The organism is Shigella sp. FC1567 (assembly GCF_001743015.1).
In the GTDB taxonomy this organism is placed as follows: domain Bacteria; phylum Pseudomonadota; class Gammaproteobacteria; order Enterobacterales; family Enterobacteriaceae; genus Escherichia; species Escherichia coli.
The window spans coordinates 1-14458 of the sequence record NZ_MIIV01000055.1 but is presented as its reverse complement, the minus strand read 5'-3'; the positions used below and the strand labels follow the sequence as shown (position 1 = coordinate 14458).

The following is a 14458-nucleotide window of genomic DNA, read 5'->3' as shown; positions in this document are numbered from 1 at the left end:
GATTTTGTAGGCCGGATAAGGCGTTCACGCCGCATCCGGCAAAAACAACGAACACTTTGTCAACAAACTGAGTAGCTCAAGGAAATCCCAATGAAGACCAACAGGAGTCTGGTCGTCATAGTGTCACTAATTACCGCCACATTACTGCTGACTGCATGCGCCCAACCTGAACAATCATCATTAGCTGGCGACTGGTTACTGACCCCTAAAGATAAAACCAGAAGATTAACGGGTAGCATTGCGGTAAATATTGCACCTTCCCGGTGTAAGACAAATTGCCGTGGTGATAACTTACCTGATAATACCCGCCGCTGGCAGTTGTCAGGCGGGAACGAAAAAGAACTTACTTATCTTCATAATATGTCAGCACAAGAAAAGGTCGGTTTAAATCCCGGTTGGCAATGCTACACCTCATTTTTTATGCGGGTTTGCCAGGGCAAGCCCGGCACTCGACCGATAGTCAATGAGGATTATGTCAGCGAAAGCGGATTTTTTGGCTCGATGATGCATGTCGGGATTATTGAGTTACGACGCTGCCAGTCAGAAAATTGCCAGCAAGAATTGAAAGCGATAAATACACATTAAAATAGTGAGTCCGGGAATGAAACCCGGACCTGAACATGTCTTATTGCGTGAATGTTTCTTTCATTTGATACTGCATTTCCCAGAGTTCAGTAAGCGAAATAACTTTTCTTGTTCTTGCTTCTTCACTTTGTACCCATAAGAAAGGGTAGAACGTGAAGGCTTCCGTTGCCGATAATTTTATTACGTCTTCTCGCCATTGCTGCCATCGTACATTTTCATAGAAGGTATCTAAATCACCGGATAATGCCCACTGAAGAAACTCAGAATATCCAACTTCCAGACTTTCCCAATTCAGCGTATCTGGCGCAAAATAATAAACGCAGCCAGTATCTTCCCCAAGATCGCCACCATTAAGAGCAAAAATTCCCCCTGCGACATCGTCAGCGATGGGTAAAGCCCGCACGCCTGCGAATTCAGGGCGTTGTGTCCAACTTACTGGATCTCGTGGCAACCGGGGGTGACCAGATCCTGCTATGCGTAACCAACCATTATCAATCAGCAGACCTCCGGAGCCATAGACAAGCGCACCCATCGGTGATTTTGTTGTCACCTGTAATTGATAAAGTGCGGTTTCGGCTAAATTTTTATTAACCGGTAAGAGTTCGGTATGGTTTGTGGCGTCTTTTAACCAGTTCTGGATTATTGGCCAGGCTGAATCTTCAGTATTTACTAACTGATTCATTTCACGCATCGCTACTTGCTCCTTGTGTGCTACGGTGTCATTTATGATGAGGAATTGTATGGAACATTTTTTAAATATTAAGTTCCTTATATTTGAATAAAAAATGACTTTATCCATACATTGCCACTTTTTTCAAAGCATAAACCGATACCCAATACCGGTTTCAGTAATAAAATGGCGAGGCCGGGCCGGATCCTGTTCCAGTTTTTGTCGCAGATGCCCCATATAATTACGCAAATAGTTGCTGTGTTCGATCGCGTTTAGACCCTACATCTGCCGGATGCGGCATAAATAACGAACTATTTGCCAACAAACAGAAAGGGCGATCATTCAATCGCCCTTTTTTACTTTGTTTTATTAACCGTGTTTATTTTTCAGTTCAAAGCATGGTGATACCAGACCATACAGTGTCCAACCAAGGAAGGTCACGATAGAACCGTACAGCATGGCTTCTTCCCCGGATGAGTACAGCGCATAGAAACTGTACATCGCACCAACAAAGGCAACAAAGTTTGCTACTTTCGCTTTTGAGGGGGGCACATTAGCGACCTTCTGAATAATGACTAATGCCGCCATTGACAGAATATACGGAATGATATTGGTCACCACGGCCAGGTTAACCAGCACGTTGAACTGGCTGTTCAGTGACGGGCTAATGGTCATCAGTGCCAATCCACTCTGAATAATCACAATGGTCAACATTCCCTGCACCGGTGCATCCACTTTGGTTACACGGGAGAAAATTTTAGGGAAGTAGCCTTCATCAGATGAAGATTTAAACACCTGGGCAATGGTGAACTGCCAGCCAAGCAGTGAACCGCCAGCCAAGCAGTGAACCGCAGCAGGACATCACCATCAGCGCCATAATGACTTTACCCACTTCTGGTGTGAACATCTGTGCGAAAGCCAGGCCAAATGGTGCCGTTGAATTTGCCAGCTCCATATTAGGCACAATCCCGGCAATCACGTTGGTGGAGACGATATAAATCACCGCCGCACCTAAAGTACCGCCAAGAACTGCAATCGGCACGTTACGTTCCGGGTTTTCCACTACTTCGGCGTTGGCACAGGCTGACTCCAGACCGAGGAAAGCCCACAACGTCATGGCGATGGAAGAACCTACAGCGCTAAAGAACGGCACATGGTGCGGGTTCCATGAGTTAGCGTACAGCGTCGGACTAAACCAGAACCAGCCAATAATGCACAGACCGACGACCGGAATAATGACTCCCCACACAGTAATGCTACTGATTTGCCCGGTAATGCGCGCACCACCAAAGTTAGCCACGGTACAAATCCACAGCACTCCGATGGTCGCAAGACCAATCTGCACTGGCGACAAACTCGCGCCGAGCAGTTCGGTGCCGTAACCAACCGCCGAAATAGCAATCGCGACGTTAGCAATCAGCAGCGAGACACCGTAGGTGTAGTTCGCCATAAAATTGCCGGACTTACCGAAAGCATACTCCGCATAACCGCCCATACCGCCTGATTTACGGCTGAACATACCGCATTTTGCGAATGCCCATGCCAGTGCCATTGAGCCTACGGCTGTCACCAGCCAGGAGATAATTGAGATTGTCCCAACTTCGGCAAGCTTTGTCGGCAGCATGATGATACCGGAGCCCATCATGTTGACCATCGTCAGTATGGTTAACTGAACGACGCCCATTTTGTTCGATTTAGCCTGACTCATAATTTTTCCCCTTTCAACAGGGTGCTTTGCGCATCACGAGGCTTGATGACATAGCACCAAACTTGCTTACGACCATCATGTTCTTCGATATAGACACCCTGCAGCTCCGGTGCAAAACCTGGCAGCAGGTTGATCCCTTCTTCCAGAGCGCTGAAGTAACGCAAAACAGCACCACCCCAGATTTCACCCGGAACAACACACAGCACACCCGGAGGATAAGGAAGCGCACCTTCGGCAGCGATACGGCCTTCGGCATCCGGCAGACGAACCAGCTCCACTTCACCGCGTGAATAGGCGTAGTTGGCTTCTTGTGGATTCATGCTTACGCGTGGGAAGTGTTCCTTACGGAACATCTCTTTTTGCGGTTGTTTCACGTTGTGACGGGCATACAAATCATGCATTTCCTGGCATAACTGACGAAGGGTATAACCGGCGTAGCGCTCTTCATGCTGTTTGTAGATGGAAGGCAGCACTTCTGCTAATGGCGCGTCGGACTCAAGCAGTTTTTCGAAGCGTACCAGCAGGGCAACAAGTTGCTGAAGTTTGGCCATATCTTCTGCCGGAGTCAGCAGGAAGAGGATGGAGTTAAGATCGCATTTTTCCGGCACTACGCCATTTTCGCGCAGGAAGTTAGCAAGAATCGTCGCGGGTACACCGAACGCTTCATATTCGCCGTTACGTGCATCAAAACCTGGGGTTGTCAGCAACAGTTTGCATGGATCGACAAAGTATTGATTCTCTGCATAGCCTTCAAAAGAGTGCCAGTGTTCCCCTGGTACAAACTGGAAGAAGCGCAGATCAACCGCAATTTGCGCTGTTTCATACGACTGCCAGGGTTTACCATCCACTAGTTCAGGTACGAACGGACGAATATGCTGACAGTTATCGAGGATCAGCTTGCGGGCATTAATGCCATTTACCACACAATCCATCCACATATTACGACCGCTGACACCTTCATGCATTTTGGCGTTGATATCCAGTGCGGCAAACAGCGGATAGAACGGGCTGGTGGAGGCATGCATCATAAAGGCGTTGTTCATGCGTTTGTGCGGTACATAACGCTGTTGCCCTTTGATGTGGCTGTCTTTTTTATGGATTTGTGAAGTTTGAGAAAAACCAGCCTGCTGTTTATGCACAGATTGCGTAACCAGAATGCCCGGATCGTTCTCATTAAGATCCAGCAACAGCGGTGAACAGTCAGCCATCATCGGGATAAATTGCTCATAGCCGACCCATGCGGAGTCAAACAGAATGTAGTCACACAGATGACCAATTTTATCCACCACCTGGCGGGCGTTATAAATCGTACCGTCGTAGGTGCCTAGCTGAATAACGGCGAGGCGGAAAGGACGAGCCTCTTTTGTCCGCTGCGGTGCGACTTCCGCGATCAGCTCACGCAGGTAACTTTCTTCAAAACAGTGCGCATCAATGCCACCGATAAAGCCATACGGGTTACGTGCGGTTTCCAGATAAACCGGTGTTGCACCAGCCTGTAGCAACGCTCCGTGGTGGTTAGATTTGTGGTTATTGCGGTCAAACAGCACCAGATCACCCGGTGTCAGCAGGGCGTTTAAAACCACTTTGTTAGAAGATGAAGTGCCATTTAGAACGAAGTATGTTTTATCGGCATTGAACACTTTTGCCGCATGTTGCTGTGCAATGCATGGCGCGCCTTCGTGAATCAGCAGATCACCCATTGCTACGTCTGCGTTGCACAAGTCGGAACGGAACAGCGCCTCACCAAAGTATTCCACAAACTGATTCCCCGCCGGATGGCGACGGAAAAATTCGCCGCCCTGATGACCAGGGCAATCAAACGCGCTGTTACCTTGATTGACATAATCGACCAGTGCGCGGAAGAAAGGTGGGCGCAGTTGAGTTTCATAATGGCTGGCAGCGGTTTCTAACTGACGACCATAAAATTCTCGTCGCGATTCGCAATTCTCAAAGACACCCGAAATACAGGGCAAATACTCTGCGGGTACACGTTCTTGATTTTCAGTAGCAATAAATACCGGGATGCCATAACCCGTGGCATCGATTTCATCGAGTTTTCCGCATGTAACATCGTTGAGCGATAAAACGATTGCCGCCACATCGATATTACGACTTTCATTAATGTAGATACATTCTCGCTGCGTGGTAAAACAGTCCGGGCAAGAATCACTAACCGCAATTTTTAATTTTGACATTTTTCATCTCTTTATTTTAGGTAATAGCAGGTCCTCAATTTCTCGAATGAGAAATCGATCGTGCCGGAAAAAAGCAAAGTTACCCCGCTGATAAATAAATCAGGTAGATTGCTTTTTTCAGAATGCAGAAACCCTTACCAGTCCGGTGGCTGATAATACAAGGGTTAACAGAGAATGAGCACTGCGGAATACAGGCATATGCCTGTAATACAGAGAGTCAGGAAGACCTGTACGCTGAAGTGCCCTTAGTCGGTAGACTAACGGGCATTGAAGAAGTGAAAGTCGAAGCTATTGCGATGAGCAAACTTCATAATATGAGTTGTCCGCCTTATATGGGGCATAGTGCGGCTGTTATTTTCCATTTAATTTACCTTTCCTGATGTGAATGAAGGTGAAGATATTCTATCCAGGAAATACGGTTGAACTGTGAAGGTGATCAATAAAAAATGATCAATCTTAATTTATTTAATGATGAGCTTTTTACTCAGTAATATAAAATATTGAATTGTTATTTTTGTGTGTTGTTTAAGATAAAAAGCCGTATTTATTATTACGGCTTTAATTAATAAAAGGCAGGCTGTATTAAAATTAATATTCAAAGCATAAACCGATAGCCAATACCGGTTTCAGTAATGAAATGGCGTGGGCGGGCGGGATCCTGTTCCAGTTTTTGTCGCAGATGTCCCATATAAATACGCAAATAGTGACTGTGTTCGACCGCGTTTGGCCCCCACACCTGGTTAAGGAGCTGGCGCTGGGTGAGTACTTTTCCGGCATTGTTGAGCAGCACCGCCAGCAGGTGGAACTCAATTGGTGTGAGATGCACCTCTTCCTCACCCCGGTGAATCACGCGGGCGGCTAAATCGACGGTAACATCGGAAAATTTCACCAGCGGATCGGGCGCGGCGGTAGCGGAGTGGCGGCGTAAAGCGACGCGCAGACGGGCCTGCAATTCGCCAATGCCAAACGGCTTACTCAGATAATCATCCGCTCCGGCATCCAGCGCGGCGATTTTGTCGCTCTCTTCGCTGCGTGCGGAAAGCACAATCACCGGCACCGCGCTCCACTGGCGCAGGTCGCGGATAAACTCAATCCCATCACCATCGGGCAGGCCGAGATCGAGAATAATCAAATCTGGCTTACGGGTAGCCGCTTCCAGCAAGCCGCGTTGCAGCGTTTCGGCCTCATAGACGCGCATCCCGTCGCCCTCCAGCGCCGTGCGCAGAAAGCGACGAATAGCCTGTTCATCTTCAACAATCAGAACGTTTGTCACATATCCTCATGAAATTCTTCAAGTTCAGGGGCAGTTTGCTGGGGAAGTGTAACACGAAAACAGGCACCACCTTCCGGTCGGTTGAACGCGGTAATAGTGCCCCCGTGTACATCCACTATCGCCCGACAAATTGCCAGTCCAAGCCCTACCCCCGGTACTGCCGACTCTTTATTCCCGCGAGCAAACTTATCAAATATCGTCTGCTCCTGGCCTGGCGGAAGACCGGGGCCGTTATCCCAGACATCCAGTTGTAGATTTTCGCCCTCAACGTGGGCATCGATACCAATTTCGGCCTGCGCACCCGCATATTTCACCGCGTTCTCCAGCAGATTAATCAGCACCCGTTCAAAGAGTGGCCCGTCAACGTGGATTAAGGTCAGCGGTTCTGGCAGAGAAAGATTGATGGGCGACGATAAACCCGGTTCCAGCATTTGCAGCGCGCTACCGACCACTTCTTCCAGCGTTAACCACTCTTTCTTCAAATTAAAGCCGCCGGACTGAATTCGCGCCATATCCAGTAGATTATTCACCAGTCGGGTAGTGTTCAGCACATGCTGACGAATCTCGCTGGCCTGGCGGGCGTGGGGCGATCCTTCGCTTGCCAGATCGAGCGTTAAGATTTCTGCCTGACCGAACAGCACCGTGAGCGGCGTGCGTAAATCATGCGAAAGCGCTGCCAGTAGGGCGTTGCGGATCTGTTCACGTTCGCTTGCCATCCGCGCCTGTTCTTCGCTGGCGGTTAGCGTCAGCCGCTCAAGGGCATTGGCGACTAACAGCGTAAACGTCTCCAGCAGGCGCTGCTGTTCCGGGATCATCAACTGGCGCAGATTCCCCGGCTCCACCACCACCAGCCCGTAGGTTTTCTCGCCGCTTTTTAGCGGCAAAATCTGGTACGGTACACCGGGTAACGTGTCGGTGCCCGCGCCCGCAGGCAGGCCTTTATCAAAACTCCACTGCGCGATGGTATCGTCCCATGGCGTCATTCCTTGCGGATGTGTTAACGGCTGCAATTTACCGTTGTCATCGGGCAACAACACCTGACTGCGGGCATGAAACGTGGAGGCAATAAATTGTTCGATGGTGGCGGCGATGTCCTGCGGACTGCGGCCCACCGCCAGAGCTTTCGACATTTCATATAAGTGCCGTGTGCGTTGCTCGCGGTAACGGGCTACCCGCGCCTGATAACGCACGCCAGCAGTAAGGTTCCCGATCACCAGCCCGACGGTTAACATCACTGCGAAGGTCAGCAGATATTGCACATCAGAGACGGCGAGCGTGCCGCGTGGGGCGATAAAAAAGAGATCGAAACTCACCACATTAATGACGGTAGCAACCACCGAAGGCCAGCGTCCATAAAATAGCGCCACCACCACCACGCCAAGCAGATACAGCATCACCAGGTTGGCGGCATCAAACGCCATCAGCCACTGCATGGCAATTAAAGTGATAACGGCGCATAACGCGGCGGCAACCACGCATCCCTGAATCTGTACCCGCCACTTGTCTTTAAAAGAGCGGCTATCCGGCGCGTTGTTAATCGTGCGGGCGGGTGGTTCATCAAGCGCGACCAGCACCTGATCGAGATCGGGGGCGATGCGCGCCAGTCGGTCAGCAAACGTTTCCCGACGCCACCAGCGGCGCGAGGCCGGGCGACCGAGAATAATCTTGCCGAGATTATGTTCACGGGCATAACGCACTACTGCTTTTTCTTCCGCTGGATCAGAAAGTGTTGCCGTCTCCGCGCCCAGCTCCTGCGCCAGACGTAAGGCGCTGAGAATTGCCCGACGTTTTTTTTCCGGTAAGCGGTGCAGGGCAGGGGTTTCAACATACACCGCGTGCCAGACGCTACCCAGCCGTGACGCCAGCCGCGCCGCCGCGCGGACCAGCTTCTCACTACCGGTGTTATGGCCGATGCATAAAAGGATCGCGTCGCGCGTGTGCCAGACTTTCTCTTCGCCAGGATGCCCCCGCCAGGCGCGCATTTGCTCATCAACGCGATCGGCAGTACGGCGCAGTGCCAGTTCGCGCAGGGCGATCAGATTGCCTTTGCGGAAAAAATGTTCAATGGCGCGCTCCGCCTGCCCGGCAATATAGACTTTGCCTTCTTTCAGCCGCTGGCGCAGATCGTCCGGGGGCAAGTCCACCAGAACCACGTCGTCGGCGGCATCGAAAAAAGGATCGGGCACGGTTTCCCGTACCTGAATTCCGGTGACGCCGCTGACCACATCATTCAGACTTTCCAGATGCTGAACGTTGACGGTAGTGAAAACATCAATGCCTGCTTCCAGCAGCTCTTCGATGTCCTGCCAGCGTTTAGGGTGACGAGAACCTAGCGCATTACTGTGCGCCAGTTCGTCCATTAAGATCAGCGCCGGACGGCGGGCGAGGGCGGCATCGAGGTCAAACTCGCAGATGTGCCGCCCACGGTACGCCAGGCGTTTTGGCGGCAGAACAGCCAGCCCTTCCAGCATTGCGTCGGTATCTTTTCGCCCGTGGGTTTCTACCACGCCAACCACAATATCCAGCCCTTGCGCCCGCAGTCGCTGGGCTTCTGCCAGCATCGCCCAGGTCTTCCCGACGCCTGCACAGGCACCGAAGAAAACTTTCAGCTTCCCCCGATGCGGCGCGGCAGTTTGTTCCAGCAGACGATCGGGGTCGGGACGTAAGGGTTCGTTATTCATCAAGCTTATCCAGCGCCAGATTGAGTTCGACAATGTTGACGACCGGCTGGCCGATATATTTCACCAGCGGTTGTTGGCTGTATTTTGCGATCAGCTGCGTGAGCTGTTCAACGCTGAGATTACGCGCTTTCGCGATGCGTGGGATCTGCCAGGCCGCCGCTTGCGGGGTGATATTATTGTCCAGCCCGCTTGCCGATGCCGTCACCAGTTCAACCGGAACGTTCGTACTGGCATCCGGGTTAGCGGCCCGTAATGCAGCAACGCGTGCGGCTATTTGTTTATCCAGCTCAGGGTTACTGACCGCCAGATTGCTCCCGCCAGAAGCCTGTGGATTATAGGGCATTTCTGCCGTTGCCGGTAAAATTCTGCCCGATTAATGCCGAACCCCGCACCGTATCACCTTCACGAATCAACGAACCGTTGGCCTGCCAGGGAAACCACCATTGCCCCAGCACGGTGGTCAGCAGCGGGTAAACGCCGCCAGTAATCAATAACAGAAAGATAAATGTCGATAATGCCGGACGTAAGCCACGCATGGTAAACCTCACACCAGACCGCAAACGGTCAGCAGTAAATCAATGACTTTGATACCAATAAACGGCACCAGCAGCCCACCCAGACCGTAAATCCATAAGTTACGGCGCAACATGGCAGAAGCGGTAAGCGGTTTATAACTCACGCCTTTTAACGCCAGAGGAATCAAAAAGACGATAATCAAGGCGTTGAAAATGACTGCACTGAGAATGGCGGAGTCGGGCGAATGCAGGCGCATGATGTTCAGCGCATTTAACTGCGGATACGTTGCCGCGAACGCCGCCGGAATAATGGCGAAGTATTTCGCCACATCGTTGGTAATGCTGAAGGTGGTCAGCGAGCCACGGGTCATCAGCATCTGTTTGCCAATATGCACCACCTCGATCAACTTGGTCGGGTTAGAGTCGAGATCGACCATATTGCCCGCCTCTTTCGCCGCCTGGGTGCCGGAGTTCATCGCCACCGCGATATCTGCTTGCGCCAGCGCCGGAGCATCGTTGGTGCCGTCGCCGGTCATCGCCACCAAACGGCCTTCCGCCTGATACTGACGAATCAATGCCAGCTTGGCCTCCGGTGTCGCTTCGGCGAGAAAATCATCGACGCCCGCTTCCGCAGCAATGGCGGCGGCAGTCAGACGGTTATCGCCGGTAATCATCACCGTTTTAATGCCCATTTTGCGCAGCTGGGCGAAGCGCTCTTTAATACCGCCTTTGACGATATCTTTCAGCGCAATAACGCCCAGCACACGGGAACCTTCCACCACCACCAGCGGCGTGGCCCCCTGACGCGCAACCTGATCGACTTTTTGATCAACATCGGCAGGGAAGTGACCGCCGTTAGCCTCAACATGGCGGCGAATGGCATCGACAGAACCTTTACGGATCATGCGGTTGTCGATGTTGATCCCGCTCATCCGGCTTTGCGCAGTAAACGGTACAAAGGTGGCATGGAGCGACTGCACATCGCGCTCGCGCAGGTTAAAACGTTGCTTGGCGAGGATCACAATACTGCGGCCTTCCGGCGTTTCATCAGCCAGCGAAGCCAGTTGTGCGGCGTCAGCCAGCGTTTTTTCATCCACGCCCTGCGCAGGGATAAACTCCGACGCCTGACGGTTACCGAGTGTGATGGTGCCGGTTTTATCCAGTAGCAGAACGTCAACGTCACCTGCCGCTTCAACTGCACGTCCGCTGGTGGCAATCACATTCGCGCCCAGCATCCGACTCATCCCGGCGACGCCGATCGCTGACAACAGGCCGCCAATAGTGGTTGGGATCAGACAGACCAGCAGCGCCACCAGTACCGTTACACTCACGGCATTACCGCCCCACGCGGAAAACGGCCACAGCGTGGCGGTTGCCAGTAAAAAGACGATGGTCAGAGCAATCAGCAGGATAGTCAGGGCAATCTCGTTCGGTGTTTTGCGTCGCTGTGCGCCTTCCACCATCGCGATCATCCGATCCAGAAATGTCTCACCGGGGTTAACGCTACACTCAATCACCAGCCAGTCAGAAAGAATACGCGTGCCGCCGGTGACGGAGGCAAAATCGCCGCCGGATTCACGGATCACCGGTGCCGATTCCCCGGTGATGGCGCTTTCATCGACCGATGCGCCGCCTTCAATGACTTCACCATCGCAGGGGATAATATCGCCAGCTTCTACCAGCACGATGTCACCTTTACGCAGTTGATCGGCAGGAACTTTGTCCGCCGCAGCGCCATATTTCGGCTCACGCAGCTTGCGGGCAAAGGCAGTTTTTTTCACCCCTTTAAGACTGTTGGCCTGCGCTTTACTGCGGCCTTCTGCCAGCGCCTCGGCGAAATTAGCGAACAGTACGGTGACCCACAGCCAGCCGCTAATTGCCGCGCTAAACAGCGCATTGCCAGGCATCGCACCGCTTGCCATCGCGATGCTAATACAGGTGGTCAGCAGACTGCCGATCCAGACGATAAACATCACCGGATTGCGCCATTGCGCCTGCGGGTTTAATTTTTTCACCGCTTCTTTCAGCGCCTGAACGACAAGTGTTGGTTCGAATAGCGCCAGTTGTTTACGACTCATATTCAGTGCTCACTCAATATCATCAGGAGAGATATTCCGCCACCGGACCAAGCGCCAGGGCAGGGATAAAGGTCAGTGCGCCAACCAGCAACACGGTGCCGATTAACAGGCCAACAAACAGCGGGCCGTGCGTTGGCAGCGTGCCGGAGCTGGCGGGTTGGCTCTTTTTACTCACCAGCGAACCGGCAATTGCCATCACCGGGATAATCACCCCGAAGCGACCGACAAACATGCAGAACGCCAGTAAACAGTTCCAGAACGGAGAGTTGGCGCTTAATCCGGCAAAGGCGCTGCCGTTGTTGTTAGCGGCGGACGACACGGCGTACAGCACTTCGCTAAAACCATGCGGGCCAGGGTTAAGCATGGCGCTACGTCCGGCGTCGGTCATCATCGCCAACGCCGCGCCCATCAGTACCAGTGTTGGAGTAACCAGAATCGCCAGTGCAGTCAGTTTCATCTCGCGTACGTCGATTTTTTTACCCAGATATTCCGGTGTACGACCAATCATCAGCCCGGCAATAAACACCGCCAGCAGGACAAACAGCATCATGCCGTAAAGACCAGAACCGACACCGCCGAACACCACTTCACCAATTTGCATTAGCCACATCGGCACCATGCCGCCGAGAGCGGTAAACGAATCATGCATCGCAATCACCGCGCCACAGGACGCCGCCGTAGTCACGACCGCAAACAGGCTACTGACCAGCACGCCGAAACGGCTCTCTTTACCTTCCATATTGATGCTGCTGTCTGCGCCGAGCGCCAGCAGATGAGGATTACCCTGAACTTCTGCCCACATAACCACGCCTACGCAGATGACAAAAATCACTGACATCGCCCACAGCAACATGCGCCCCTGGCGGCGATCGCCCGTCACTTCACCAAAGGCAAAGCACAGAGCTGTTGGGATCAAGAAGATCGCCAGCATCTGCACGAAGTTGGTCAGTGCGGTTGGGTTTTCAAACGGATGCGACGAGTTGGCATTAAAGAAGCCACCGCCGTTAGTACCGAGCATCTTGATCGCTTCCTGAGAAGCTACTGGTCCCATGGGTAACAGCTGTTGCGCTCCTTCAACGGTATTCACTGCCTGATAGGGCAGAAAGTTTTGCAGCGCACCTTGTTGAATAAAAAACAGTGCGATCAACAACGCCACAGGGACTAGCACCCATAACGTGATGCGTAGCAGATCGACCCAGGCATTCCCGAGTGTGCTCATGCTCTGGCGAGTAAACGCACGGATGAAGGCAAAAATCACCGCAATCCCGCTGGCGGCAGAAAGAAAGTTTTGTACCGTTAAGCCTGCCATCTGGCTGAAATAGCTCAACGTGGTTTCACCGCTATAAGATTGCCAGTTGGTATTCGTGACAAAGCTGACGGCGGTATTCAGCGCCAGATCCCACGACAGCCCCGGCAACTGCTGTGGATTAAGCGGCAGATAGTGCTGACCGAGCAACATAAAAAACAGCACCGCCAGCCCCAGCATGTTCAGGCCGAGAATGGCACAAAGATATTGCTTCCAGTTCATCTCATGGTCAGAGACGCCAGGTAAACGAAAGAGTATACGTTCAACGCCCGCTGTACCTGGAAGAGGAATGTCATTAATCAGCCGCGCCAGCCCGCTGCCTAAAGGACGCGCCAGCACCATTAATACCAGTAAAAACGTGGCAATCAGTAAGAACCCTTGCGCAGCCATCAGAACGCCTCCGCATTGATCAGGGCATAAACCAAATAACCCAGTAATAAAAACACCAGCAACACGCCGGCTATCACGCCTGCACTCACAGTGCACCTCCAGTGGCCTAAAAGTGATACCGGAAGAGTAGAATTCTGGCTGCAAAGATTTCGCAAAAATCTGCGGGCGGGGTGTAAAAAAAGTATAAAAATGGCAAAAGCCATGGTTTAACTAATGTTTAGCATTAATTTAACTTTTATGCAACTTAATTACAGAGTGAATGTAAATAAACCATCAATAAGCAAAAATAAGTGGTCGGATGAGTAGTAAAATTACACAAAAGGCGGTACTATTTTCATCAGATAAACAAATTCATTTTTCCGGTGCTATTCACCGGGTAGATACAAAAGGGGGAGAAAAGTATGGAACTCTACAGAGAATATCCTGCATGGCTTATCTTTTTACGCCGTACATATGCGGTTGCAGCGGGCGTTCTGGCGCTGCCTTTCATGCTTTTCTGGAAAGACCGCGCCCGCTTTTACAGCTACCTGCACCGCGTCTGGTCGAAAACCAGCGATAAACCGGTTTGGATGGAACAGGCCGAAAAGGCAACCGGTGATTTTTACTGATTGCCGAGTTTTGAATACATTGAAAACCGCTAGTGGAGATGCTGGCGGTTTTTTTATTAGGAAGATGTTCAGGTAAATATTTAGATATGGTATTACCCAGCTGAAATATATTCAGGAAAAATATATAAATATTTTCCTAATTGTTTCTATCTGATGGATATCTCACTTAAGGCTTTCTTATAAATCTGTAGGGTTTTGCCTGTCAGCGGACAAATAACCCGATAAAACAAGGATGAGAAATGAGCGGAAAACCGGCAGCGCGTCAGGGCGACATGACGCAGTATGGCGGTAGCATTGTTCAGGGTTCAGCCGGGGTGCGCATTGGTGCCCCCACCGGCGTGGCCTGTTCGGTGTGCCCCGGCGGGGTGACGTCCGGCCATCCGGTCAATCCGCTGCTCGGTGCAAAGGTCCTTCCCGGTGAAACCGACATCGCCCTGCCCGGCCCGCTG

11 protein-coding genes and 3 pseudogenes are annotated in these 14458 nt (G+C 51.7%); 3 read left to right on the top strand and 11 right to left on the bottom strand.

Features of this window, described 5'->3' with window-relative positions:
* The first annotated feature begins 90 nt into the window (after positions 1-90).
* Positions 91-585 carry a hypothetical protein gene (locus tag BHE85_RS04610; RefSeq protein ID WP_000856357.1) on the top strand — a complete coding sequence of 165 codons (495 nt, stop codon included), beginning with the start codon at positions 91-93 and terminating at the stop codon, positions 583-585.
* A gap of 40 nt (positions 586-625) precedes the next feature.
* On the opposite strand, the gene BHE85_RS04605 is transcribed toward BHE85_RS04610, so the two are convergent.
* The 11 genes and pseudogenes from BHE85_RS04605 to kdpF form a co-directional block, all read right to left on the bottom strand.
* Positions 626-1276, bottom strand: coding sequence for a DUF2625 domain-containing protein (locus BHE85_RS04605; protein ID WP_001208817.1), 651 nt, complete (start codon positions 1274-1276; stop codon positions 626-628).
* Between the two features lie 123 nt (positions 1277-1399).
* Positions 1400-1534 (bottom strand): annotated as a pseudogene (locus tag BHE85_RS04600) (winged helix-turn-helix domain-containing protein); the annotation flags it as partial.
* Positions 1535-1624: 90 nt separating this feature from the next.
* Positions 1625-2963: pseudogene (gene potE, locus BHE85_RS04595) on the bottom strand (putrescine-ornithine antiporter).
* Positions 2960-5158 carry an ornithine decarboxylase SpeF gene (gene speF / locus BHE85_RS04590; RefSeq protein WP_000040185.1) on the bottom strand — a complete coding sequence of 733 codons (2199 nt, stop codon included), beginning with the start codon at positions 5156-5158 and terminating at the stop codon, positions 2960-2962. Before speF ends, potE begins: the two are co-directional and overlap by 4 nt.
* 257 nt (positions 5159-5415) lie before the next feature.
* On the bottom strand, positions 5416-5520 hold the full coding sequence (locus tag BHE85_RS27200) for a leader peptide SpeFL (RefSeq protein WP_211180488.1): 105 nt from the start codon (positions 5518-5520) through the stop codon (positions 5416-5418).
* Between the two features lie 233 nt (positions 5521-5753).
* Positions 5754-6431: a two-component system response regulator KdpE gene (kdpE, locus tag BHE85_RS04580; protein WP_000186097.1), complete on the bottom strand. Its 678-nt coding sequence runs from the start codon at positions 6429-6431 to the stop codon at positions 5754-5756.
* Positions 6428-9112 (bottom strand): two-component system sensor histidine kinase KdpD, encoded by a 2685-nt coding sequence (gene kdpD / locus BHE85_RS04575; protein WP_005004937.1) that lies wholly within the window; start codon positions 9110-9112, stop codon positions 6428-6430. Before kdpD ends, kdpE begins: the two co-directional genes overlap by 4 nt.
* A pseudogene (gene kdpC, locus BHE85_RS04570) lies at positions 9105-9648 on the bottom strand (K(+)-transporting ATPase subunit C). Before kdpC ends, kdpD begins: the two are co-directional and overlap by 8 nt.
* Positions 9649-9656: 8 nt before the next feature.
* Positions 9657-11705 (bottom strand): potassium-transporting ATPase subunit KdpB, encoded by a 2049-nt coding sequence (gene kdpB, locus BHE85_RS04565; RefSeq protein WP_000087963.1) that lies wholly within the window; start codon positions 11703-11705, stop codon positions 9657-9659.
* Positions 11706-11727: 22 nt separating this feature from the next.
* A complete protein-coding gene (gene kdpA, locus BHE85_RS04560) occupies positions 11728-13401 on the bottom strand; it encodes a potassium-transporting ATPase subunit KdpA (protein ID WP_000730106.1) in 1674 nt (557 codons plus the stop codon).
* On the bottom strand, positions 13401-13490 hold the full coding sequence (gene kdpF, locus BHE85_RS04555) for a K(+)-transporting ATPase subunit F (RefSeq protein WP_001365534.1): 90 nt from the start codon (positions 13488-13490) through the stop codon (positions 13401-13403). The genes kdpA and kdpF overlap by 1 nt, the downstream gene beginning before the upstream one ends.
* A 312-nt stretch (positions 13491-13802) precedes the next feature.
* Here kdpF and BHE85_RS04550 point away from each other — a divergent pair, with 312 nt between their 5' ends.
* Both BHE85_RS04550 and BHE85_RS04545 read left to right on the top strand, forming a co-directional pair.
* A complete protein-coding gene (locus tag BHE85_RS04550) occupies positions 13803-14009 on the top strand; it encodes a YbfA family protein (protein WP_000424925.1) in 207 nt (68 codons plus the stop codon).
* Between the two features lie 239 nt (positions 14010-14248).
* A partial coding sequence (locus BHE85_RS04545) for a hypothetical protein (RefSeq protein ID WP_000015110.1) occupies positions 14249-14458 on the top strand: 210 nt, incomplete at its 3' end.